Here is a 24,023-nt window from a genome sequence, read left to right on the forward strand (position 1 = left end):
TCGCGCGCCAGGTGCTCGGCGAGAACTGGATGGCCGATTATGTCGCACGGGCGAACCATGGCGGGATCGAGCGCGTGCTGGTCTAATGCGGGCATGACGACCGCCCGGCGGGACTAGGATGAGAGCGGGCGCCGGCGCTGATGTGCCGGCGCCCGTCCACATGGGAGCGACGATGGAATGCGTGTTTTGCCGTGAAGACGGCGGCGAGGTGCTCTGGCAGGACGATGCGCTGCGTGTCGTGCTGGCCACCGGCGAGCACGACTACCCGGGCTTCTGCCGGGTGATCTGGGGTGCGCACGTGGCCGAGTTCTCCGATCTCGGCGAGCCCGAGCGGGCACATCTGATGCGCGTGGTCTACGCGGTCGAGCGGGCCGTGCGCCGCGTGATGCAGCCGAACAAGGTGAATCTCGCGAGCCTCGGCAACATGGTGCCGCACGTGCACTGGCACGTGATTCCGCGCTTTTCCAACGATGCCCATTTCCCGCAGCCCGTGTGGGCGCCGCGCCAGCGCAGCGTGTCCGAGGCGCTGCTGCGCTCGCGCGCGGCGCAGGCCTCGCTGCTGCACAATGCGGTGCGCGAGGAAATTCAACGCATGACCGATTCGAGGCAAGCATGAGCGGTTTGACTTCCACGACGCCGATTCCGTCCGGCGTCGTCGTGCACGCGGTGTCGCGCGTGCTCGAATTGCAGTACCCGAACGGCGAGAGTTACCGGATTCCGTTCGAGCTGATGCGCGTCTATTCGCCGTCGGCCGAGGTGCGCGGCCACGGGCCCGGCCAGGAGACGTTGCAGACCGGCAAGCGCGAAGTGACGATCACCGCGCTCGAGGGCGTCGGCAACTACGCGCTGCAGCCGACGTTCTCCGACGGCCATTCGACCGGCATCTACTCGTGGGACCTGCTGTACGAACTGGCGACGCAGCAGGACGCGCTGTGGCGCGACTATTTCGACAAACTGAAGGCGGCGGGCGTCGAGCGCGACGCGCCGATGCCGGCAGCCGCAGCGCCGCACGGCCACTGCCACTGAAATCGACGGCGCCCGCTCGGCGCCGTCTTGCCATTTACTGAGGATCAACGCGATGAGCAAAACCCACTTCGGCTTCGAAAGCGTCGAGGAAAACGAAAAAGCGAAGAAAGTGGCGGGCGTGTTTCATTCGGTCGCGAGCAACTACGATCTGATGAACGACCTGATGTCGGCGGGCATGCACCGCGCGTGGAAGGCGTTCACGATCGCGCAGGCGAACGTGCGCCCCGGCTTCAAGGTGCTCGACATCGCGGCCGGCACCGGCGACTTGACCAAGTCGTTCGCGAAGGCGGCCGGGCCGACGGGCGAGGTCTGGCATACCGACATCAACGAATCGATGCTGCGCGTCGGCCGCGACCGGCTGCTCGACAAGGGCGTCGTGACGCCGTCGCTGCTGTGCGACGCCGAGAAAATTCCGTTTCCGGACAACTACTTCGACGTGGTCACGGTCGCGTTCGGGCTGCGCAACATGACGCACAAGGATGCCGCGCTCGCCGAGATGCGCCGCGTGACGAAGCCCGGCGGCCGCGTGATGGTGCTGGAATTCTCGAAAGTCTGGGATCCGCTGAAAAAAGCGTACGACCTGTATTCTTTCAAAGTATTACCGTGGCTTGGCGACAAGTTCGCGAAAGATGCTGAAAGTTATCGGTATCTTGCTGAATCTATCCGGATGCACCCCGATCAGGACACGCTGAAGACGATGATGGAACAAGCGGGCCTCGATGCCGTCAAATATTACAATTTGTCAGGTGGCGTGGTAGCTTTACACCTAGGGACCAAGTACTAAGGGGTTCTTTCCCTACATTCGTCTTACATTCGGAGAAGCTGATGTCTGAATCGCGTTCGTTGTTCAACCGTAGCAAGCCGTCGAAGCCGTGGGCTCGACGGGTCGGCACGCTGCTGATGGTCGGCCTGCTCACGGCCGGCACGTTCGCATCGCTCGACGCCGAAGCGAAGCGCATGGGCGGCGGGCGCAGCATCGGCCGCCAGAGCTCCACCGTCACGCAGCGCCAGGCCACGCCGCCCGCGCAGCAGCCGATGCAGCAGGCCGCGCCGTCGCAGGCGCAGCGTACGAACCCGGTCGCGCCCACGCCGGCCGCGCAGCCCAACCGCTCGCGCTGGCTCGGGCCGATCGCCGGTCTCGCGGCCGGTCTCGGCATCGCGGCGCTGCTGTCGCACTTCGGCCTCGGCGGCGCGTTCGCGAGCATGATGGCGAACGTCATCGTGATCGCGTTGCTCGCGATGGTCGGTATCTGGCTGGTCCGCAAGTTCATGAACCGCCGTCGCCCGCAGGAGCCGGCGTATTCGGTCGGCGGCGCATCGTCGTCGTCGGGCGGCTATTCGCAAAGCCCCTCGTTCCAGCAGGGCAACACCGGCGGCAACTACGCGGGCAGCGGCAGCAGCTATGCCAATGAAGCACAGGGCGTGTTCGGCGGCGGTGCGGCGGCCGCCGGCGCGGCAGGCGCGATGGCGGCTGCGCCGCTTCAAGTGCCGGCCGGCTTCGACACCGAAGCGTTCCTGCGCAGCGCGAAAGTCTATTTCGTGCGCCTGCAGGCCGCGTGGGACCAGGGCAACCTGGCCGACATCCGCGAGTTCACGACGCCCGAAATGTTCGCCGAGATCAAGATCGACCTCGATTCGCGCGGCAACGACGCGAACCAGACCGACGTCGTGCAGCTCGACGCGGAACTGATCGCGATCGAGGATCGCGGCATCGAGCAGTCGGCGAGCGTGCGCTTCCACGGCCTGATCCGCGAATCGGCGAATACGTCGGCCGCGCCGTTCGACGAGGTGTGGAACCTGTCGAAGTCGGGCAGCCAGGGCTGGCTGCTCGCGGGTATCCAGCAGATCAACACGCACTGAGCGTGGCCGGCGGCCCGCGCCGCCGGGCACCCGGGCGACGGCCGCCGCACTGCGACCGCTTGCCGCCCGGGTGTACGGTCAGGCACGGTCTGCCATCGATCCGACGTTACAATAGAAACCCGCGTGGGCGCCCGGCCTGCGCGGGTTTTTTCTTTCCCAGCCCGATGACCTTTGCCGCCAAGCCTTTTGCTGCTGCCGTCAATCACCTGCTCGCGCGCGAATCGTGGGCGCGCGACCGCCTGATTCCCTATGCGGGCAAGACTGCCCGGATCGACGTGCCTCCCGTCACGCTCACGCTGCTGGTGCAGCCCGACGGCTATCTGTCGGCTGTCGACGCACACGATGCGCAACAGGTCGACGTGTCGATCGCGCTCGCCGGCGATACGGTCGCCGCGTTCCTGCAGGGCGGCCAGGCGGCCGTGATGAAGCACGTGAAGATCGAGGGCGACGCGGAATTCGCGACGCAGATCGCGAAGCTGGCCGAGCATCTGCGCTGGGAACCGGAAGAAGATCTCGCGAAGCTGGTCGGCGACGCGGCGGCGTACCGGATCGCGACGGTCGTGCGCGATGCCGGCGCGCGCGCGCGCCGCACCGGACGCAACGTGCTCGACTCCGTCGCCGAATACTGGCTCGACGAGAACCCGCAAGTCGTTCGGCGCGCGTCGCTCGGCGGCTTCGACGCCGAACTGGCGCGCGCACGCGATGCGCTCGCGCGGGTCGAAAAGCGGGTCGAGCGACTCGAACAAAAAATCGGCGCGCGCACGGGTTCCAGCCCGCGCGGCGCGCACTGAGGGCCGCAGGGCATGCGCATTTTCCGTTTCATCAAGATTGTCTACACCGTCATCCGCTTTGGTCTCGACGAAGTGATGCTGTCCCGGATCGACGACCGGCGCGTGAAGCTGCTGCTGCGGATCACGACGATCGGTCGCCGTTACTCCGATCCGCCCGCCGTGCGGCTGCGCCACGCGCTCGAAAGCCTCGGCCCGATCTTCGTGAAGTTCGGCCAGGTGTTGTCGACGCGCCGCGACCTGCTGTCGGTCGATTTCGCGAACGAACTCGCGAAGCTGCAGGATCAGGTGCCGCCGTTCGACTCGGCCGTCGCGATCGCGATCATCGAGAAGTCGCTCGGCGCGCCGGTCGACGAGCTGTTCGACGAATTCGAGCGCGAGCCGATCGCGAGCGCATCGATCGCGCAGGTGCATTTCGCGAAGCTGAAGCAGGGCGTGCACGCGGGCAAGGCCGTCGCCGTCAAGGTGCTGCGGCCGAACATGCTGCCGGTGATCGATTCCGACCTCGCGCTGATGCGCGACATCGCGACGTGGACCGAACGCATGTGGGCCGACGGCCGGCGCCTGAAGCCGCGCGAGGTCGTCGCCGAATTCGACAAGTACCTGCACGACGAGCTCGACCTGATGCGCGAGGCCGCGAACGGCAGCCAGCTGCGCCGCAACTTCGCGGGCCTCGACCTGCTGCTCGTGCCCGAGATGTTCTGGGATTTCTCGACGTCGCAGGTGCTCGTGATGGAGCGCATGACCGGCGTGCCGATCAGCCAGGTCGAGACGCTGCGCTCGGCCGGCGTCGACATCAAGAAGCTCGCGCGCGAAGGCGTCGAGATCTTCTTCACGCAGGTGTTCCGCGACGGCTTCTTCCATGCGGACATGCACCCCGGCAACATCCAGGTGAGCCTCGACCCGAACACGTTCGGCCGCTATATCGCGCTCGATTTCGGGATCGTCGGCGCGCTGTCCGATTTCGACAAGAACTACCTCGCGCAGAACTTCCTCGCGTTCTTCAAGCGCGACTACCACCGCGTCGCGACGCTGCACCTCGAATCGGGCTGGGTGCCGCCCGAGACGCGCGTCGAGGAGCTCGAAAGCGCGATCCGCGCGGTGTGCGAACCGTATTTCGATCGCGCGCTGAAGGACATCTCGCTCGGCCAGGTGCTGATGCGCCTGTTCTCGACGTCGCGCCGCTTCAACGTCGAGATCCAGCCGCAGCTCGTGCTGCTGCAGAAGACGATGCTGAACGTCGAGGGGCTCGGCCGCTCGCTCGACCCCGAACTCGACCTGTGGAAGACCGCGAAGCCGTATCTCGAGCGCTGGATGACCGAGCAGATCGGCCTGCGCGGCTGGTACGAGCGGTTCAAGGTCGAGGCGCCGCAGTGGAGCAAGACGCTGCCGCAACTGCCGCGCCTGATCCACCATGCGATGGCCGCGCGCCACGACGCGCCGCGCGCCGCGAGCGAGGAGCTGATGCGTCAGGTCCTCGTCGAGCAGAAACGGACGAACCGGCTGCTGCAGGCGTTGCTGATCTTCGGCCTGGCCGTCGGCGTCGGGGCGCTCGTCGCGCGCGTGCTGCTCGCGCTCGCGTACGGCGCCTGACCGAAAGGAGCCACGCGATGTCCGAACCGAAACAGCCGTCCGCGTCGAGCGCCGCCGATTTCGCGACGCGCGACCCCGGCAGCGCGTCGTTCTGGGACGAGCGCTTCGAGCGAGGCGTGACGCCGTGGGAATTCGGCGGTGTGCCGGACGGGTTTCGCGCGTTCGCGCAGCGGCGCGACCCATGTGCGGTGCTGATTCCCGGCTGCGGCAGTGCGCAGGAGGCCGGATGGCTCGCGCAGGCCGGCTGGCCGGTGCGGGCGATCGATTTCGCCGCGCAGGCGGTCGCTGCGGCGAAGGCGCAGCTCGGCGCGCATGCGGACGTCGTCGAGCAGGCCGATTTTTTCCAGTACCAGCCGCCGTTCGATGTGCAGTGGGTGTACGAGCGCGCGTTCCTGTGCGCGCTGCCGCCGAGCCTGCGCGCGAGCTATGCGGCGCGGATGGCCGAGCTGCTGCCCGCGGGCGGATTGCTGGCCGGTTATTTCTTCGTGGTGGCGAAACCGAAAGGGCCGCCGTTCGGGATCGAGCGAGCCGAACTCGACGCGCTGCTCGCGCCGCACTTCGAGCTGATCGAGGATTTGCCCGTGACCGATTCGCTGGCCGTGTTCGACGGGCACGAGCGCTGGCTCACGTGGCGTCGCCGCTGATGCGCGGGCGTCGCGGCCGTTGCCGGAGCGGGCCGGGGTTTCGGCTATAATTCAAGGTTTTGCAAGCCGTTTCCAGTTTCTGCGGGAAAAATATCATGCCGATCTACGCCTATCGATGCGAAGCGTGCGGTTTCGCGAAGGACGTGCTCCAGAAGATGAGCGACGCGCCGCTGTCGCAATGCCCTGAATGCGGGAAGGATGCTTTTCGCAAACAGGTGACCGCCGCCGGTTTCCAGCTGAAGGGCTCGGGGTGGTATGTCACCGATTTTCGCGGCGGCTCGGGCGGCGCCAGCGCACCGGCGACCGCGTCGGGCGACGCGGCGCCGGCGGCACCCGCGGCGGAAGCCGCACCGGCCGCGGCCGCGCCGGCTGCGACGAGCAGTTCGGGCAGTGCGGGCAGCACCACGACGACGAGCGCCGCGCCGGCACCGGCTGCGACGCCCGCCGCCGGCACTTGATCGTCGCGGCCCGGCCGGGTCGCGACCAACCCGCGCTTCCGGCGCGGTTCATTGACGGCAGATGATGAAAAAGACGACCCTGAAAACGGTGTTCCTGACCGGCTTGCTGGTTCTCGTCCCGCTCGCGATCACGCTGTGGGTGCTCGGCCTCATCATCGGCACGATGGACCAGACGCTGCTCCTGCTGCCCGAATCGTGGCAGCCCGAGCGGATGCTCGGCTTCCATCTGCCGGGGATCGGCGCGGTGCTGACGCTCGCGTTCATCTTCGTCGTCGGGCTGGCCACGCAGAACTTCATCGGCCAGAAGCTCGTCACGTGGTGGAACGCGGTCGTGCGTCACATCCCGGTCGTCGGGCCGATCTACACGAGCGTCAAGCAGGTATCGGACACGCTGCTGTCGAGTAGCGGCAACGCATTCCGCAAGGCGCTGCTGATCGAATACCCGCGCCGCGGCTCGTATACGATCGCGTTTCTGACCGGCACGCCCGGCGGCGACGTGGTCAACCATCTGACGGAAGAGTACGTGAGCGTGTACGTGCCCACGACGCCGAACCCGACGTCGGGCTTCTTCCTGATGTTGCCGAAGAGCGAAGTCATCGAACTCGACATGTCGGTCGATGCCGCGCTCAAGTACATCGTCTCGATGGGCGTCGTGGCGCCTTCGGCGCCGGCTCCGGCGCCCGCCCGTCGTCCCGTCGAGCCGCCGCTGTAAGTAAAGAATCATCGCCCGGGCCGCGCGTTGCGGCGCCCGTTGATCAAACCGAACGAAAGCAAACATCATGTCGATGCGTACTGAATACTGCGGTCTCGTGACCGAACACCTGCTGGGCCAAACCGTGTCGCTGTGCGGCTGGGTGCAGCGCCGCCGCGATCACGGCGGTGTGATCTTCATCGACCTGCGCGATCGTGAAGGCCTCGTGCAGGTGGTGTGCGACCCGGATCGCGCGGAAATGTTCGCGACCGCCGAAGGCGTGCGCAACGAGTTCTGCGTGCAGATCAAGGGCCTCGTGCGCAACCGTCCGGAAGGCACGGTCAACGCCGGCCTGAAGAGCGGCAAGATCGAAGTGCTGTGCCACGAACTGAACGTGCTGAACGCGTCGGTCACGCCGCCGTTCCAGCTCGACGACGACAACCTGTCGGAAACGACGCGCCTCACGCACCGCGTGCTCGACCTGCGCCGCCCGCAGATGCAGCACAACCTGCGCCTGCGCTACCGCGTCGCGATCGAGGCGCGCAAGTATCTCGACGAGCAGGGCTTCATCGACATCGAAACGCCGATGCTGACGAAGAGCACGCCGGAAGGCGCGCGCGACTACCTCGTGCCGTCGCGCGTGAACGCGGGCCAGTTCTTCGCGCTGCCGCAGTCGCCGCAACTGTTCAAGCAGCTGCTGATGGTCGCGAACTTCGACCGTTACTACCAGATCACCAAGTGCTTCCGCGACGAGGATCTCCGCGCCGACCGTCAGCCGGAATTCACGCAGATCGACTGCGAAACGTCGTTTCTCGGCGAGCAGGAAATCCGCGACCTGTTCGAAGACATGATCCGTCACATCTTCAAGACGACGATCGACGTCGAACTCGACGCGACATTCCCGGTGATGCCGTACTCGGAAGCGATGGCGCGTTTCGGTTCGGACAAGCCGGACCTGCGCGTGCAGCTCGAATTCACCGAGCTGACCGACGCGATGAAGGACGTCGACTTCAAGGTGTTCAGCACGCCGGCCAACGCGAAGGACGGCCGCGTCGCGGCGCTGCGCGTGCCGAAGGGCGGCGAGCTGTCGCGCGGCGACATCGACGGCTACACGGAATTCGTGCGCATCTACGGCGCGAAGGGCCTCGCCTGGATCAAGGTCAACGAGAAGGCGAAGGGCCGCGACGGCCTGCAAAGCCCGATCGTGAAGAACCTGCACGACGCGTCGATCGCGGCGATCCTCGAGCGTACCGGCGCTGAAGACGGCGACATCATCTTCTTCGCTGCCGATCGCGCGAAGGTCGTCAACGACAGCCTCGGCGCGCTGCGCCTGAAGATCGGCCATTCGGAATTCGGCAAGGCGAACGGCCTCGTCCAGGCCGGCTGGAAGCCGCTGTGGGTCGTCGACTTCCCGATGTTCGAATACGACGACGAAGACGCGCGCTACGTCGCCGCGCACCACCCGTTCACGAGCCCGAAGGACGAGCACCTCGAGTATCTCGAGACCGACCCGGGCCGCTGCCTCGCGAAGGCGTACGACATGGTGCTGAACGGCTGGGAAATCGGCGGCGGCTCGGTGCGTATCCACCGCGAGGAAGTGCAGAGCAAGGTGTTCCGCGCACTGAAGATCGGCGCGGAAGAGGCGCAACTGAAGTTCGGCTTCCTGCTGGACGCGCTGCAGTACGGCGCGCCGCCGCACGGCGGTATCGCATTCGGTCTCGACCGCATCGTCACGATGATGGCCGGCGCCGATTCGATCCGCGACGTGATCGCATTCCCGAAGACCCAGCGTGCGCAGGATCTGCTCACGCAGGCGCCGAGCCCGGTCGACGAGCGTCAGCTGCGCGAGCTGCACATCCGTCTGCGTCAGCCGGAGCAGCCGAAGGCGTAACGCGTTTTCGCACCCGGTCGTGCGCGCGGCGACGCGCGCGCGACATCCAACGAAAAGGCGCCGTGGTGCGCCTTTTTCGTTTTTTGCGGTACAGTCGCAGCACTTGCCGCACGTTCGGGCACAGGCCCCGCGCACGGCCCTGTGCCGCATGAAACCAAGATGACGAAGCCGCCGAAAATCCCCGAATCCGTTCTCGTCGTGATCTACACGCCCGAACTCGACGTGCTCGTGATCAAGCGTGCCGACCAGCCCGATTTCTGGCAATCGGTCACCGGCTCGAAGGACGCGCTCGACGAGCCGCTCGCGCTCACCGCCGCGCGCGAGGTGGCCGAGGAAACCGGCATCGCGGTCGGCACGCCGGACGTGCCGGCCACCGCGCTCGTCGACTGGCATCACCGGATCGAATACACGATCTATCCGCAATACCTGCATCGCTATGCGCCGGGCGTCACGCGCAACGTCGAGCACTGGTTCGGCCTGTGCGTGCCGCATCGCGTCGACGTGACGCTGTCGCCGCGCGAGCATGTCGACCATGCGTGGCTGCCGTTCCGCGAGGCGGCCGCGCGCTGCTTCTCGCCGTCGAACGCCGAGGCGATCCTGCAATTGCCCGCGCGCGTGGCCCTCATGCGTGCGCCGCACGGTTCGTCCGCATGAATGCGGAGACCCGCAAGCGCTTCGCGCAATTGCGGCAGATGTTCCTGCAGGAGCGCGGCTCCGCGTCGCGGCTCGCGTTTACGGCCGGCAACACCGTGCGGCTGTGCGAAACCGGCGGTGAATTCTTCCACGCGCTGATCGATCGGATCGACGCCGCCCGCGAGCAGGTGATGCTCGAAACCTACATCTTCTGCGACGACGAGGCCGGCCGCCCGGTGTCGGACGCGCTGATCCGCGCGGCGCAGCGCGGCGTGCGCGTGCGCGTGATCACCGACGGCATCGGCACCGCCCGCCTGCCGCTGTTCGACACATGGGCCGAGGCCGGCGTCGAGCACTGCATCTACAACCGCTTCCTGTTCGGCCGCTTCGGCTTCTCGCGCACGCACCGCAAGCTCGCGGTGATCGATCACGCGGTCGCGTTCTGCGGCGGCATCAACATCGTCGACGACTACACGCAGGGCAGCGCGACGCTGCCGTTCCCGCGCTGGGATTTCGCGGTCGAGATGGCCGGGCCCGCGGTGTCCGACGTGCGCGCCGCGTTCGAGCTGCAGTGGCACCGGATCCGGTTCGGCCACAAGCCGTATGCGCAGTACGCGGCCGGGCTGCATGGCGGCGAAGCGTTCCCGGACATGTTCCGGCGCTGGATGCGCAGCCACCGGTGGATCAAGGCCGGCGCGCTCCGGGTCGTGACCGAGCCGAGCGTCGCGTTCGTCGCGCGCGACAACGTCGTGAATCGCCGTGCGATCGAGAAAGCCTACCTCGCGGCGATCGGCCAGGCGCGCCAGCGGATCCTGCTCGCGAATCCGTACTTCATGCCGGGCCGCAAGCTGCGCCGCGCGCTGACGGGCGCGGCCCGCCGCGGCGTCGACGTGCAGGTGCTGATCGGCCGCAAGGAATTCACGGCGCTCGATACGGCCGTACCGTTCCTGTATCACTCGCTGTTGCGCGCAGGCGTGCGCGTCGCCGAATACGACAAGACGATCCTGCACGGCAAGGTCGCCGTGATCGACGACAACTGGGCGACGGTCGGCTCGTCGAATCTGGACGCGCTGAGCCTGATGCTGAACAATGAAGCGAACGTCGTGCTGGTGCGCTACGATGCAGTGACGAACCAGTTGCGCGACGCGATCGCCACCGCGTTCGCCGAAGGCCGGGAAATCGACGCCGCGCACTACGCCGCGCGCCCGCGCGTCGAGCGGCTGCTGAACTGGCTGGCGTACAACACGTACCGCCTCGTGATGAAGGCGCTGACGGTCGGCGGTTACGACTGACGCAGACTCAGTATTCGCTTCAAAAAATCTGTCCGCACGTTCGTGCGGAAAAGCCGCTCCGGTCCCGCCGGAATCGCGCAAAATAGCGGCTCGGTTAGACACCGGTTTCTAATAATTTCCTTGTTTCGCGAGCGGCCGCACTCAATAATAGTACGGCCGTTCGATTTTATTCGAACCCCCCGAACGGTTACAGAAATAGCTATGCGAAAAGGCGAACAGACGCGTGCCGCGATACTCGAAGCTGCTTTGGACCTCGCCAGCCGTGACGGGCTGGAGGGGCTGACGATCGGCCTGCTGGCCGAGCGCATGCAGATGAGCAAGAGCGGCGTGTTCGCGCACTTCGGATCGCGCGAAGACCTTCAGGTGGAGGTCGTCCGCGAGTACCACCATCGTTTCGAGAACGAGGTGTTCTTTCCGAGCCTGCGCGAGTCGCGCGGTCTGCCGCGTCTTCGGGCGATGCTGGCGCGCTGGATCGAGAAGCGCATCCAGGAGGTGACGACCGGGTGCATCTACATCAGCGGCGCAGTGGAGTACGACGACCGGCCGGACAGCCCCGTGCGCGAGCAGTTGATCGCGAGCGTGACCGCCTGGCGTGCCGCGTTGCTGCGCGCCATTTCGCAGGCGATGGAAGAAGGGCATCTGCGCGCGGATACGGATCCGGAACTGATGCTCTTCGAGTTGTACAGCTTCACGCTCGGCCTGCATCACGACGCACGCTTCCTGCATTCGCCGGACGCCGTGCGCCTTACGTGGGCCGCGCTGGAAAAGACGATTGTTTCGTATCAGAGCGAGAGCCGTTAGCGGCGCGTGACCCGCCCGCCAGGAGCTCGAGCCGTTGCCCACCTTTGGAGAGAGTCATGGGACAGTACGCCGCGCCGCTGCGCGACATGCAATTCGTGTTGCACGAGCTTCTGAACGTCGAAGCCGAAGTCAAGCAAATGCCCAAGCATGCGGACCTCGACGCCGACACGATCAACCAGGTCCTCGAGGAAGCGGGCAAGTTCTGCTCCGAGGTACTGTTCCCGCTGAACCAGGTCGGCGACCGCGAAGGCTGCACGTATGAAGGCGACGGCGTCGTGAAGACCCCGACCGGCTTCAAGGAAGCGTATCGGCAGTACGTCGAGGCCGGCTGGCCGGCGCTCGGCTGCGATCCGGACTACGGCGGCCAGGGGCTGCCCGCGTTCGTGAACAACGCGCTCTACGAAATGCTGAACTCGGCGAACCAGGCATGGACGATGTATCCGGGCCTGTCGCACGGCGCGTACGAATGCCTGCACGCACACGGCGCGCCGGAACTGCAGCAGCAATACCTGCCGAAGCTCGTGTCGGGCGAATGGACGGGCACGATGTGCCTGACCGAGCCGCACTGCGGCACCGACCTCGGCATCCTGCGCACCAAGGCCGAACCGAACGGCGACGGCTCGTACTCGATCAGCGGCACGAAGATCTTCATCTCGAGCGGCGAGCACGACATGTCGAAGAACATCGTCCACCTCGTGCTCGCGCGCCTGCCGGACGCGCCGCAAGGCACGAAGGGGATCTCGCTGTTCATCGTGCCGAAGTTCATTCCGGACGCGTCGGGCGAGCCGGGCGAGCGCAACGGCATCAAGTGCGGGTCGATCGAACACAAGATGGGCATCCACGGCAACTCGACGTGCGTGATGAACCTCGACGGCGCGAAGGGCTGGATGGTCGGCGAGCCGAACAAGGGCTTGAACGCGATGTTCGTGATGATGAATGCCGCGCGCCTCGGCGTCGGCATGCAGGGCCTCGGCCTCACGGAAGTCGCGTACCAGAACTCGCTGACGTACGCGAAGGAACGCCTGCAGATGCGTTCGCTCACGGGCCCGAAGGCACCGGACAAGCCGGCCGATCCGATCATCGTGCACCCGGACGTGCGCCGCATGCTGCTTACGCAGAAGGCGTACGCGGAAGGCGCGCGTGCATTCACGTACTGGTCCGCGCTGCAGATCGACAAGGAACTGTCGCACGCCGACGAAGCCGTGCGCAAGGAAGCAGCCGACCTCGTCGCGCTGCTCACGCCGATCATCAAGGCGTTCCTGACCGACAACGCGTTCGAGTGCACGAACCACGCGATGCAGATCTACGGCGGCCACGGCTTCATCTCCGAATGGGGCATGGAGCAGTACGTGCGCGACGCGCGGATCAACATGATCTACGAAGGCACGAACTCGATCCAGTCGCTCGACCTGCTGGGCCGCAAGGTGCTCGGCGACATGGGCGCGAAGCTGAAGAAGTTCGGCAAGCTCGTGACCGAATTCGCGGAAGCCGAAGGCGTGAAGCCCGAGATGGCCGAGTTCATCAACCCGCTCGCCGACATCGGCGACAAGGTGCAGAAGCTGACGATGGAAATCGGCATGAAGGCGATGCAGAACCCGGACGAAGTCGGCGCTGCCGCCGTGCCGTACCTGCGCACCGTCGGCCATCTGGTGTTCTCGTACTTTTGGGCGCGCATGGCGCGTCTCGCGCTCGACAAGGAAGCGTCGGGCGATCCGTTCTACAAGTCGAAGCTCGCGACGGCCCGCTTCTACTTCGCGCGCCTCTTGCCCGAGACGGCGGCGACGATCCGCGCCGCGCGCGCCGGTTCGAAGACGATGATGGAAGTCGACGAATCGCTGTTCTGACGCGAGTCCGGGCGGTGCGCGCCGCGCGTCGCGCCGCCCGAACGCAACGGTTCCTGGTACTCACTTCGCCGTGCAGCCCTCACATTCCGCGCTGCACGACACTATCCGGAGACATCCCGTGAGCAATTTCCTGATTCGCAAGGTCGCCGTGCTGGGCGCCGGCGTGATGGGCGCGCAGATCGCCGCGCACCTCGTCAACGCGCGCGTGCCGGTGCTGCTGTTCGACCTGCCGGCCAAGGAAGGCCCGAAAAACGCGATCGCGCTGAAGGCGATCGAGAACCTGAAGAAGCTGTCGCCCGCGCCATTCGGCGTGAAGGACGACGCGAAATACCTCGAAGCGGCGAACTACGAAGACGACATCGCGAAGCTCGCCGAATGCGACGTCGTGATCGAGGCGATCGCCGAGCGGATGGACTGGAAGCACGACCTGTACAAGAAGGTCGCGCCGCACATCGCGCCGAACGCGATCTTCGCGACCAACACGTCGGGCCTGTCGATCACGAAGCTGTCCGAAGGATTCTCGGACGAGCTGAAGGCGCGCTTCTGCGGCGTGCACTTCTTCAACCCGCCGCGCTACATGCACCTCGTCGAGCTGATCCCGACCGCGCACACGCGTCCGGAAATCCTCGACCAGCTCGAGACCTTCCTGACGAGCGTCGTCGGCAAGGGCGTCGTGCGCGCGAAGGACACGCCGAACTTCATCGCGAACCGCGTCGGCATCTTCTCGATCCTCGCGGTGATCACCGAGGCCGCGAAGTTCGGCCTGCGCTTCGACGAAGTCGACGACCTGACGGGCAGCCGCCTCGGCCGCGCGAAGTCGGCGACGTTCCGCACCGCGGACGTGGTCGGCCTCGACACGATGGCGCACGTGATCAAGACGATGCAGGACAACCTCGCCGACGATCCGTTCTTCCCGGTCTACCAGACGCCTGCCGTGCTCGCCGAACTGGTGAAGCAGGGCGCGCTCGGCCAGAAGACGGGCGGCGGGTTCTACAAGAAGGAAGGCAAGGCGATCAAGGTGCTCGACGCGAAGACGGGCAGCTACGTCGATTCGGGCGCGAAGGCGGACGAAACCGTCGGCCGCATCCTGAAGCGCCCGCCGGCGGAACGCCTGAAGCTGCTGCGCGAGACGGATCATCCGCATGCGCAGTTCCTGTGGTCGATCTTCCGCGACGTGCTCCACTACATCGGCGTGCATCTCGAGTCGATCGCCGACAACGCGCGCGACGTCGACCTCGCGATCCGCTGGGGCTTCGGCTGGAACGAAGGCCCGTTCGAAGGCTGGCAGGCTGCCGGCTGGAAGCAGGTCGCCGAGTGGGTGCAGGAAGACATCGCGGCCGGCAAGGCGCTCGCGAACGTGCCGCTGCCGTCGTGGGTGCTCGAAGGCCCGGTCGCCGAGCAGGGCGGCGTGCACACGGCCGAAGGCTCGTGGGCGCCGGCATCGAAGCGCTTCGTGCCGCGTTCGGACCTGGCCGTGTACCGCAAGCAGGTGTTCCGCGCGCCGCTGCTGGGCGAAGCCGGCGCCGATCCGAAGACGTACGGCAAGACGCTGTTCGAGACCGACGCGGTGCGCGCGTGGGTCGACGACCGTGCCGGTGAGGACGACGTCGTGATCGTGTCGTTCAAGTCGAAGATGAACACGATCGGACCGAGCGTGATCGACGGCCTCGTGCAGGCGATCGAACTCGCAGAGCAGGACTACAAGGGCGTGGTGATCTGGCAGCCGACGTCGCTGAAGCTCGGCACGCCGGGCGGCCCGTTCTCGGCCGGCGCGAACCTCGAAGAGGCGATGCCCGCGTTCATGATGGGCGGCGCGAAGGGCATCGAGCCGTTCGTGAAGAAGTTCCAGGAAGGCATGCTGCGCGTGAAGTACGCGAACGTGCCGGTCGTCGCGGCCGTGTCGGGCATCGCGCTCGGCGGCGGGTGCGAACTGATGCTGCACAGCGCGAAGCGCGTCGTGCACGTCGAGAGCTACATCGGTCTCGTCGAAGTGGGCGTCGGCCTCGTGCCGGCCGGCGGCGGCCTGAAGGAAGCGGCGCTGCGCGCAGCGGACGCCGCGACGGCCGCGAACGCGACCACCGACATCCTGAAGTTCGTCACGAAGTCGTTCGAGAACGCGGCGATGGCGAAGGTGTCGGCGTCCGCGCACGACGCACGGGCGATGGGCTACGTGAAGCCGTCCGACACGATCGTCTTCAACGTGTTCGAACTGCTCGACACCGCGAAGAAGGAAGCGCGTGCGCTGGCCGACACCGGCTATCGTGCACCGCTGCGCGCGAAGGACGTGCCGGTCGCGGGCCGTTCGGCGATCGCGACGATCAAGGCATCGCTCGTCAACATGCGTGACGGCCGCTTCATCAGCGACCACGACTACCTGATCGCGAGCCGCATCGCCGAAGCCGTGTGCGGCGGCGACGTCGAAGCCGGCAGCCTCGTCGACGAGGAGTGGCTGCTCGCGCTCGAGCGCCGCGCGTTCGTCGAGCTGCTCGGCACGCAGAAGACGCAGGAACGGATCATGGGCATGTTGCAGACCGGCAAGCCGGTGCGTAACTGAGCGAGCAGACAAGGAGTCTGAAATGAGCAAACAACTGCAAGACGCATACATCGTCGCCGCCAGCCGCACCCCGATCGGCAAGGCCCCGCGCGGTGTCTTCAAGAACACGCGCCCCGACGAGCTGCTGGTTCACGCGATCAGGTCGGCAGTCGCGCAGGTGCCCGGTCTCGACACGAAGGTGATCGAGGACGCGATCATCGGCTGCGCGATTCCGGAAGCCGAGCAGGGGCTGAACGTCGCGCGCATGGGCGCGCTGCTCGCGGGCCTGCCGCAGACGGTCGGCGGCGTGACGGTCAACCGCTTCTGCGCGTCGGGCATCACCGCGCTCGCGATGGCGGCCGACCGCATCCGCGTCGGCGAATCGGACGCGATCTTCGCGGGCGGCTGCGAATCGATGAGCATGGTGCCGATGATGGGCAACAAGCCGTCGATGTCGCCGCACATCTTCGATCGCAGCGAAGACTTCGGCATCGCGTACGGGATGGGCCTGACGGCCGAGCGCGTCGCCGAACAGTGGAAGGTGAGCCGCGACGACCAGGACGCGTTCTCGGTCGAATCGCACCGCAAGGCGCTCGCCGCGCAGCAGGCCGGCGAATTCGGCGACGAAATCGCTGCGTACACGCTCACCGAGCGGTTCCCGAACCTCGCGACCGGCGAAGTCGACGTGAAGACGCGCGAGATCAAGCTCGACGAAGGTCCGCGCGCGGATACGTCGCTCGAAGGCCTCGCGAAGCTGCGCACGGTATTCGCGAACAAGGGCTCGGTCACGGCCGGCAACAGCTCGCAGACGTCGGACGGCGCGGGCGCGCTGCTCGTCGTGTCGGAGAAGGTGCTGAAGGAGTTCAACCTGACGCCGCTCGCGCGTTTCGTGAGCTTCGCGGTGCGCGGCGTGCCGCCGGAAATCATGGGGATCGGCCCGAAGGAAGCGATTCCGGCCGCCCTGAAGGCCGCCGGCCTGAAGCAGGACGATCTCGACTGGATCGAGCTGAACGAGGCGTTCGCCGCGCAGTCGCTGGCGGTGATGCGCGATCTCGGCCTCGACCCGTCGAAGGTCAACCCGATGGGCGGCGCGATCGCACTCGGCCACCCGCTCGGCGCGACCGGCGCGATCCGCGCGGCGACCGTCGTGCACGGCCTGCGCCGCCGCAACCTGAAGTACGGGATGGTCACGATGTGCGTCGGCACCGGCATGGGCGCCGCGGGCATCATCGAACGCCTGTAAGCGGGACGCGACGACAAGCGACGACGGTGCGCGGGCCACGAGCTCGCGCACCGTTTTTTTCATTCCGGTAGAGACAGTCAAAGGAGACGGTTGTGGCCGACATTCAAGTGGAACGCGCCGACGGCGTGATGACGATCACGATCGCGCGCCCGGCGAAGAAGAACGCGCTGACGGCGGCGATGTACCAGACGATGGCCGATGCGCTCGCCGACGCGCAGGAAGACAAGGCGACGCGCGTGATCCTGCTGCGCGGCAGCGACGGTAATTTCAGCGCGGGCAACGATCTCGAGGATTTCCTGAAGTCGCCGCCGAAGGACGACACCGCATCGGTGTTCCAGTTTCTGGCGCGGATCAGCAGCGCGAGCAAGCCGGTCGTGGCGGCGGTGCCCGGCATCGCGGTCGGGGTCGGCGTGACGATGCTGCTGCACTGCGATCTGGTTTATGCGGCCGACACCGCGACGTTCTCGCTGCCGTTCGTGCAGCTCGGGCTGTGCCCGGAAGCCGCGTCCAGCGCACTGCTGCCGCGCCTGGCCGGCCATCAGGTCGCCGCCGAGAAGCTGCTGCTGGGCGAGGCGTTCGACGCGCTGGAAGCGCACCGGATCGGTATCGTCAACCGCGTGCTGCCGGCGGCCGAGCTCGACGCGTTCGCGGCGAAGCAGGCGGCGAAGCTGGCGGCGCTGCCGGCGGCATCGCTGCGTGTGACGAAGGCGCTGCTCAAGGAGACGGGCGGCGTGGCGACGCCCGCGCGGATGGCCGAGGAAGCGCGCCATTTCGCCGAGATGCTGCGCGCGCCGGAGGCCCGCGAGGCGATGACGGCGTTCTTCGAGAAGCGCAAGCCGGATTTCCGTCAGTTCGACTGACGGAACGGGTCGCGCCGGCGGTGGCTCGCCGGTGCGCGGTTGGGAGAGCGATCAGGCCGTGCCGTAGTCGACGTGGCCCGTTTCGCGGCAGAAGCTGACGAGCCGCAAGCCGGCCGCCTTCGCGATTTCGATCGCGAGCGACGACGGCGCGGAGATGGTCGCGACCAGCGGGATGCCGACCCGCGCGGCCTTGCGCACGAGCTCGTAGCTCGCGCGGCTCGACAGGAACACGAAGCCGTCGGTGGTATCGGCGCGCGCCAGCACGAGCGAGCCGATCAGCTTGTCGAGCGCGTTGTGGCGGCCGACGTCCTCGAATGCCGTGCGGATCGCGCCTGTTGCATCGCACCACGCGGCCGCATGCAGGCCGCCGGTCAGTTTCGTCAGCGCCTGATGCGACGGTAACGCATGCGCGGCGCGCGCCAGCGCGTCGGGCGCGAGGCGCGCGAGAAAACCGGTATCGGGCACGCGTTCGGGCGCGAGGTCGAGCAGGTCGATGCTCTCGATGCCGCAGACGCCACAGCCCGTGCGCCCCGCGAGCGCGCGGCGCCGGTCCTTCAGCGCGGCGAACGCCTGCTGGACGACTTCCAGATGGACTTCCGCATGCGGCAGCGGCGCGTCGGCGTGCAGGATCACCTCGATGTCCTTGATGTCGCTGCCGCGCGCGACGATCCCTTCCGAGATCGCGAAGCCGACCGCGAACGCTTCGAGGTCGCATGGCGTACACATCATCACCGCATGCGAGATGCCGTTGAAGACGAGTGCGACCGGCCATTCCTGGCCGACGAAGTCGTGCGCGGGTTCGACCGCGCCGCCGCGCGTGCGGCGCACGGGCAGCTCGATCGCGCCGCGCGGTTCGTCGCGCAATGCGTCGCGCGGTGCGTCTGATTGGGTCGGATTCACGAGCACTCCCGTTGATTCGAAGGGCGGCCGGCGACGATCGTGCCGCCGCCCGCGCGCAGAGGTTCTAAAATACCCCAGGCAAGCCGGCCGCGCCGGCATCCGCCACGTCAGGTAACGACCATGGGACTCAGCGACGCTCCGTTGCTCTTCAACTTCGAACACGATTCGTCGGAAAACTTCACGTACATCCCGATGATCGTGCGTTTCAATCTCGATCGCTTCGGCCTGCGGATTTCGCTCGACCAGTGGCAACTGCTGCCGCTCGAGGACCGCAAGCTGCTCGCGCGCTTTCCGGCCGACGACGACACCGCGATCGAGCCCAACTTCGATCACGCGCTGTTCGAAATGCTGCGCACGCACGCCGATCTGGAGCCGTCATGGTTCCAGCCGGACGAGCAGCCGGCCTGGCGCGCCGTCGACGCGGTACCGGAGTCGCTGGTACAGCAGAGCGCGCTGGCCGGGCTGCCGGCACCCGCGCTCGCGCAGTGGCAGCGGCTCGCGCCGTTCCAGCGCTACGTGCTGGTCAAGCTGTCGCGCAAGCCGACGCTGAATCACGATTTCGTGCCCGCGATGCGGGAGTTCGGGCTGACGGCCACGCACTGACGACCGCCTGCCGCACCGCGGCGCTTGCCCGCCGTCAGAGCGGCGGCAGTTGCCGCGGCTTGCGGTCAGGGCCGGTCGCGACGTAGGTGAGCGTCGCTTCGGTGACTTTCACGACTTCGCCCATCAGGCGCATGCGCTGCGCGTACACCTCGACGTCGACCGTGATCGACGTGTTGCCGGTGCGCATGATGGTGGCGTAGAAGCTCAGCAGATCGCCGACGAATACCGGCTGCTTGAACACGAACGAATTGACCGCGACCGTCGCGACGCGGCCGTTCGCGCGCTGGCTCGCGGGAATCGAGCCGGCGATGTCGACCTGCGACATGATCCAGCCGCCGAACACGTCGCCGTGAACGTTCGCATCGTGCGGTTGCGGGACGACGCGCAGCGCGGGCTGCTTCTGCGGGAGTTCGAGGGTCGAATCGGTCATGGCGGGGGCTTTCATCCTGTAATAAACGAGCCGCCGCGCGCAGGCTGGCCGACGAGGCCGCCGGCAGCGGCGCGAAGCGGCTTCTGCGACAATACAACGTTCGCAAATTGTACGAGAAAGCGCGCGAGCCGGCCGCCGATACGCGCGTCCCGCATTGCCGCAGGACCTTTCCCCATGCGCCGATTTCCCGCTTCCGGCGAGCCCGCGCCGGCTTCGACCGGGCCTCGCAACGACTGGCAGACCATCCGGTCGCTGCTGCCGTACCTGACCACCTACAAATGGCGCGTCGCGCTCGCGCTCGGCTGCCTGATCGGGGCGAAGGTCGCGAACCTCGGCGTGCCGGTCGTGATGAAGCGCATCGTCGATCACCTGTCCGCCGTGCAGCAGCTCACCGCGCTCGGCCGTGCCGAGCAGTCGGCCGGCATCGTGCTCGCGGGCGGCGTCGGGCTGCTGGTCGTCGCGTATGCGCTCGTGCGGCTGTCGACGTCGCTGTTCACCGAACTGCGCGAAATCCTGTTCTCGAAGGTCACCGAGAGCGCGGTGCGCCAGCTCGCGCTGCAGGTGTTCCGGCATCTGCACGGGCTGTCGCTGCGGTTTCATCTCGAGCGCCAGACGGGCGGCATGTCGCGCGACATCGAGCGCGGCACGCGCGGCATCCAGCAACTGATTTCGTATTCGCTGTACAGCATCCTGCCGACGCTCGTCGAGGTCGGGCTCGTGCTCGGCTTCTTCGTGGTCAAGTACGAGGCCTACTACGCGTACGTGACGTTCGCGGCGCTGGTCACGTACATCGTGTTCACCGTGAAGGTCACCAACTGGCGCACGCATTTTCGCCGCACGATGAACGAGCTCGATTCGCGCGCGAACTCGCGGGCGATCGATTCGCTGATCAACTACGAGACGGTGAAGTACTTCGGCAACGAGGCGTGGGAAGCGCAGCGCTACGACGAGAACCTGAAGCGCTACCGGAAGGCCGCGATCCGCTCGCAGAACTCGCTGTCGGTGCTGAACTTCGGCCAGCAGGCGATCATCGGCACGGGGCTCGTGTTCATCCTGTGGCGCGCGACGCAGGGCGTGCTCGCGGGCAAGCTGACGCTCGGCGATCTCGTGCTGATCAACACGTTCATGCTGCAGCTGTACATTCCGCTGAATTTCCTCGGCGTCGTCTATCGCGAGCTGAAGCAGAGCCTGACCGACATGGACCGGATGTTCGGGTTGCTGTCGGCGCCGAAGGAAGTGGCCGACCGGCCCGATGCGCCGCCGCTCGCGGTGGCCGGCGCGCAGGTGCGCTTCGAGCACGTGAACTTCGCGTACGAGCCGTCGCGGCAGATCCTGCACGATGTGACGTTCACGATCGAGGCCGGCACGACGACCGCGGTGGTCGGCCACAGCGGGTCGGGGAAATCGACGCTGTCGCGGCTGCTGTTCCGCTTCTACGATCTCGACCGGCAGGCGGGCGGCGCGATCCGGATCGACGGGCAGGACATTCGCGACGTCACGCAGGAATCGCTGCGCGCGTCGATCGGGATCGTGCCGCAGGACACCGTGCTGTTCAACGACTCGATCTACTACAACATCGCGTACGGTCGGCCGACGGCGACGCGCGACGAGGTGGTCGCGGCCGCGCGCGCCGCGCACATCCACGATTTCATCGAAGGGTTGCCGAAGGGCTATGACACGCCGGTCGGCGAGCGCGGGCTGAAGCTGTCGGGCGGCGAGAAGCAGCGCGTCGCGATCGCGCGCACGCTGTTGAAGGACCCGCCGGTGCTGCTGTTCGACGAAGCGACGTCGGCGCTCGATTCCCGCTCGGAACGCGCGATCCAGCACGAGCTCGATCAGATCGCGCGGCATCGCACGACGCTCGTGATCGCGCACCGTCTGTCGACGGTCGTGCACGCGCAGCAGATCCTCGTGATGGACCACGGGCGGATCGTCGAGCGCGGCACGCACGACGAACTCGTGCGCGCGGACGGGCTGTATGCGCAGATGTGGGCGTTGCAGCAGCAGCGCGCGGCGGCGGGCGGGGAAGAGGCCGAGGCCGCGTAACGGGGCGTGGCGGCCTGGCGGCGTGCCGCGTGCCGTGGCGCGCAGCGCAAGGGCGGCGCGACGGGGGCGTCGCCGCCCGTCGTCCGATCAGCCCGCGGCGGCGCGCAGCCGTGCGTCGAGTTCGCCGAGCTGCGCGGGCGTACCGACGTTCTCCCAGATCCCTTCGTACAGTTCGCCGGTCGCGCGGCCGGCTTCGATCGTCGCGCGATAGTACGGCGTCAGCGCGCGCCGCGTGCCGGGTGCGAGGTCGCGGAACATCCGCGTGTCGTACAGGCCGATGTTGCCGAACGTGAAGCGCGCGGCGCCGTCGAGCGCGAGACGGCCGTCGTCGCCGAGCGCGAAGTCGCCGGCCGGATGGAACGGCGGGTTCGGCACCATCACGAGGTGCATCGCCGGCGTGTCGAGCGCGGCCATCCGGGCGGCGCGCGGCGCAAGCGTCCGGTAGTCGAACGCGCAGTACACGTCGCCGCTGACGGCCGCGAACACGGCTGGCTGCCCGTCGCGCTCCAGCAGCGGCAGCGCCTGCGCGATGCCGCCGGCGGTTTCGAGTGCGTCGCCCTCGGCCGAATACGCGAGCCGCACGCCCCAGCGCGACCCGTCGCCGAGCGCGGCCTCGATCTGCTCGCCGAGCCACGCGTGGTTGATCACGATCGTGTCGATGCCCGCCCGCGCGAGCGCCTCGATCTGCCACACGATCAGCGGCTTGCCGCCGGCTTCGAGCAGCGGCTTCGGGCGGGCGTCGGTCAGCGGACGCATCCGTTCGCCGCGTCCGGCGGCGAAGATCATCGCCGTGGTCAGGGGTGTGCTCATGGTCGACTGGGTGCGAGAACGGTCAGAACGTATAGCCGACGTCGGCCGGCGCGTTGCCCTCGAGCTCGTCGAGCAGCTTCGCGAACGGCACGAGCGGGCGATAGCGCAGCGCGACCTTGCGTGCATACGCGAGGAAGCGCGGCAGGTCGTTCAGGTAGTGCGGCTTGCCGTCGCGGTAGTTGATGCGCGCGAACAGGCCGAGGATCTTGATGTGGCGCTGCAGCCCCATCCATTCGAGCTGGCGGTAGAACTCGCCGAAATCCGCGTCGACCGGCAGGCCGGTCTTCTTCGCCTTTTCCCAGTAGTACGCGAAGCAGTCGAGCTCGAACTCCTCGTCCCAACTGATGAACGCGTCGCGCAGCAGCGACACGACGTCGTACGTCAGCGGCCCGTAGACGGCGTCCTGGAAGTCGAGCACGCCCGGGTTCGGCTCGCAGACCATCAGGTTGCGCGGCATGAAGTCGCGCAGCATGAAGCCTTGCGGCTGCGCGTGCGCGCTCGCGACCAGCAGCGCGAACGTGCGGTCTAGCGTGCCGCGCATCGCGTCGGTGATCGGCTTGCCGAGGTGGCGGCCGACGAACCATTCGGGCAGCAGCTCCATTTCGCGGCGCAGGAACGCTTCGTCGAACGGCGGCAGCACGTCGGGTGTCGACGCGAGCTGGAAGCGGATCAGCGCGTCGAGGGCGTCACGCATCAGCGGACGGGCCGCGCCCGGATCGGCCGGATCGAGCACCGAGATGTACGACGTGCGGCCGAGATCGGTCACGAGCATGAAGCCCGCGTCGAAATCGTGGGCCAGCACGTCCGGCACGTGATCGCCGGCCCCGGCGAGCAGCCGCGCGACCTGGACGAACTCGCGGCACTTCTCGGGCGGCGGCGCGTCGACCGCGATCAGCGTGCCGCCGGGGCGCGTGGCCGACGCGACGCGGAAATAGCGGCGGAAACTGGCGTCCGACGACGCGGGCGCGAGGGTCGACAGATCGAGCGCGTAGCGCTCGGCGAGCGGGTGCAGCCACGCGGTGAGCGCGTCGAGGCGGGCGTCGGGCTGGGATGCGGCGGATGGGGGCGTCATGAAAC

23 protein-coding genes are annotated in these 24,023 nt (G+C 67.1%); 19 read left to right on the top strand and 4 right to left on the bottom strand.

The genetic code is table 11. The features are described 5' to 3' along the window. Positions 1 to 172 precede the first annotated feature (172 nt). From J8I35_RS27720 to J8I35_RS27800, 17 genes are all read left to right on the top strand, one after another. Entirely contained in the window at positions 173 to 616 is a 444-nt protein-coding gene (locus J8I35_RS27720) for an HIT family protein (RefSeq protein ID WP_011546191.1), read from the top strand. After that, positions 613 to 1,026, top strand: a complete 414-nt coding sequence (locus J8I35_RS27725; protein ID WP_050014701.1) for a DUF971 domain-containing protein — start codon at positions 613 to 615, stop codon at positions 1,024 to 1,026. The genes J8I35_RS27720 and J8I35_RS27725 overlap by 4 nt, the downstream gene beginning before the upstream one ends. 52 nt (positions 1,027 to 1,078) lie before the next feature. Then, complete coding sequence (ubiE, locus tag J8I35_RS27730) at positions 1,079 to 1,810, top strand: bifunctional demethylmenaquinone methyltransferase/2-methoxy-6-polyprenyl-1,4-benzoquinol methylase UbiE (RefSeq protein WP_006477837.1); 732 nt, start codon at positions 1,079 to 1,081, stop codon at positions 1,808 to 1,810. Between the two features lie 41 nt (positions 1,811 to 1,851). Beyond that, positions 1,852 to 2,886, top strand: a complete 1,035-nt coding sequence (locus J8I35_RS27735) for a TIM44-like domain-containing protein (RefSeq protein WP_209927954.1) — start codon at positions 1,852 to 1,854, stop codon at positions 2,884 to 2,886. A gap of 164 nt (positions 2,887 to 3,050) precedes the next feature. Continuing rightward, positions 3,051 to 3,677 (top strand): SCP2 sterol-binding domain-containing protein, encoded by a 627-nt coding sequence (locus J8I35_RS27740; protein WP_027806086.1) that lies wholly within the window; start codon positions 3,051 to 3,053, stop codon positions 3,675 to 3,677. A gap of 12 nt (positions 3,678 to 3,689) precedes the next feature. Beyond that, positions 3,690 to 5,267: a ubiquinone biosynthesis regulatory protein kinase UbiB gene (ubiB, locus tag J8I35_RS27745; RefSeq protein ID WP_050014696.1), complete on the top strand. Its 1,578-nt coding sequence runs from the start codon at positions 3,690 to 3,692 to the stop codon at positions 5,265 to 5,267. A gap of 17 nt (positions 5,268 to 5,284) precedes the next feature. Beyond that, positions 5,285 to 5,911 (top strand): SAM-dependent methyltransferase, encoded by a 627-nt coding sequence (locus tag J8I35_RS27750; protein ID WP_050014695.1) that lies wholly within the window; start codon positions 5,285 to 5,287, stop codon positions 5,909 to 5,911. Between the two features lie 95 nt (positions 5,912 to 6,006). Further along, a complete protein-coding gene (locus J8I35_RS27755) occupies positions 6,007 to 6,369 on the top strand; it encodes an FmdB family zinc ribbon protein (protein ID WP_124638765.1) in 363 nt (120 codons plus the stop codon). A gap of 61 nt (positions 6,370 to 6,430) precedes the next feature. Further along, entirely contained in the window at positions 6,431 to 7,081 is a 651-nt protein-coding gene (locus tag J8I35_RS27760) for a DUF502 domain-containing protein (RefSeq protein WP_006477842.1), read from the top strand. 67 nt (positions 7,082 to 7,148) lie between these two features. Continuing rightward, positions 7,149 to 8,951, top strand: coding sequence for an aspartate--tRNA ligase (aspS, locus tag J8I35_RS27765; RefSeq protein ID WP_011657896.1), 1,803 nt, complete (start codon positions 7,149 to 7,151; stop codon positions 8,949 to 8,951). Positions 8,952 to 9,110: 159 nt separating this feature from the next. Continuing rightward, the gene (gene nudB, locus J8I35_RS27770; protein WP_124556496.1) at positions 9,111 to 9,605 is read left to right on the top strand and encodes a dihydroneopterin triphosphate diphosphatase; all 495 of its coding nucleotides are present in this window, start codon (positions 9,111 to 9,113) and stop codon (positions 9,603 to 9,605) included. After that, positions 9,602 to 10,876 (top strand): cardiolipin synthase ClsB, encoded by a 1,275-nt coding sequence (gene clsB / locus J8I35_RS27775; protein ID WP_209927961.1) that lies wholly within the window; start codon positions 9,602 to 9,604, stop codon positions 10,874 to 10,876. Before nudB ends, clsB begins: the two co-directional genes overlap by 4 nt. 201 nt (positions 10,877 to 11,077) lie before the next feature. Continuing rightward, positions 11,078 to 11,677 (top strand): TetR/AcrR family transcriptional regulator, encoded by a 600-nt coding sequence (locus J8I35_RS27780; protein WP_006477846.1) that lies wholly within the window; start codon positions 11,078 to 11,080, stop codon positions 11,675 to 11,677. Between the two features lie 56 nt (positions 11,678 to 11,733). Further along, positions 11,734 to 13,521: an acyl-CoA dehydrogenase C-terminal domain-containing protein gene (locus J8I35_RS27785; protein WP_209927965.1), complete on the top strand. Its 1,788-nt coding sequence runs from the start codon at positions 11,734 to 11,736 to the stop codon at positions 13,519 to 13,521. A gap of 118 nt (positions 13,522 to 13,639) precedes the next feature. After that, on the top strand, positions 13,640 to 16,075 hold the full coding sequence (locus J8I35_RS27790; RefSeq protein WP_209927971.1) for a 3-hydroxyacyl-CoA dehydrogenase/enoyl-CoA hydratase family protein: 2,436 nt from the start codon (positions 13,640 to 13,642) through the stop codon (positions 16,073 to 16,075). Positions 16,076 to 16,097: 22 nt separating this feature from the next. After that, positions 16,098 to 17,297 (top strand): acetyl-CoA C-acyltransferase, encoded by a 1,200-nt coding sequence (locus J8I35_RS27795; RefSeq protein WP_050014680.1) that lies wholly within the window; start codon positions 16,098 to 16,100, stop codon positions 17,295 to 17,297. 92 nt (positions 17,298 to 17,389) lie between these two features. After that, a complete protein-coding gene (locus J8I35_RS27800; RefSeq protein WP_050014678.1) occupies positions 17,390 to 18,157 on the top strand; it encodes an enoyl-CoA hydratase in 768 nt (255 codons plus the stop codon). A 51-nt stretch (positions 18,158 to 18,208) separates the two neighbouring features. Here J8I35_RS27800 and fdhD read toward each other — a convergent pair whose 3' ends face one another. Further along, a complete protein-coding gene (gene fdhD / locus J8I35_RS27805; protein ID WP_209927978.1) occupies positions 18,209 to 19,063 on the bottom strand; it encodes a formate dehydrogenase accessory sulfurtransferase FdhD in 855 nt (284 codons plus the stop codon). Positions 19,064 to 19,177: 114 nt separating this feature from the next. On the opposite strand from fdhD, the gene J8I35_RS27810 reads away from it, so the two are divergent. Then, a complete protein-coding gene (locus tag J8I35_RS27810) occupies positions 19,178 to 19,660 on the top strand; it encodes a nitrate reductase associated protein (RefSeq protein ID WP_050014677.1) in 483 nt (160 codons plus the stop codon). 34 nt (positions 19,661 to 19,694) lie between these two features. Here the strand turns inward: J8I35_RS27810 and J8I35_RS27815 are convergent, their stop codons facing one another. Further along, entirely contained in the window at positions 19,695 to 20,090 is a 396-nt protein-coding gene (locus tag J8I35_RS27815) for an acyl-CoA thioesterase (protein WP_006485741.1), read from the bottom strand. A gap of 174 nt (positions 20,091 to 20,264) precedes the next feature. Here J8I35_RS27815 and J8I35_RS27820 point away from each other — a divergent pair, with 174 nt between their 5' ends. Then, positions 20,265 to 22,136 carry an ABC transporter ATP-binding protein/permease gene (locus J8I35_RS27820; RefSeq protein WP_124556498.1) on the top strand — a complete coding sequence of 624 codons (1,872 nt, stop codon included), beginning with the start codon at positions 20,265 to 20,267 and terminating at the stop codon, positions 22,134 to 22,136. 87 nt (positions 22,137 to 22,223) lie between these two features. Here J8I35_RS27820 and murU read toward each other — a convergent pair whose 3' ends face one another. Together murU and J8I35_RS27830 are read right to left on the bottom strand one after the other, a co-directional pair. After that, complete coding sequence (gene murU / locus J8I35_RS27825) at positions 22,224 to 22,946, bottom strand: N-acetylmuramate alpha-1-phosphate uridylyltransferase MurU (protein ID WP_209927982.1); 723 nt, start codon at positions 22,944 to 22,946, stop codon at positions 22,224 to 22,226. A 22-nt stretch (positions 22,947 to 22,968) separates the two neighbouring features. After that, positions 22,969 to 24,018 carry a phosphotransferase gene (locus J8I35_RS27830; protein ID WP_209927986.1) on the bottom strand — a complete coding sequence of 350 codons (1,050 nt, stop codon included), beginning with the start codon at positions 24,016 to 24,018 and terminating at the stop codon, positions 22,969 to 22,971. Positions 24,019 to 24,023 lie beyond the last annotated feature (5 nt).

This window comes from Burkholderia sp. CpTa8-5 (assembly GCF_017815045.1).
Lineage (GTDB): Bacteria > Pseudomonadota > Gammaproteobacteria > Burkholderiales > Burkholderiaceae > Burkholderia > Burkholderia sola.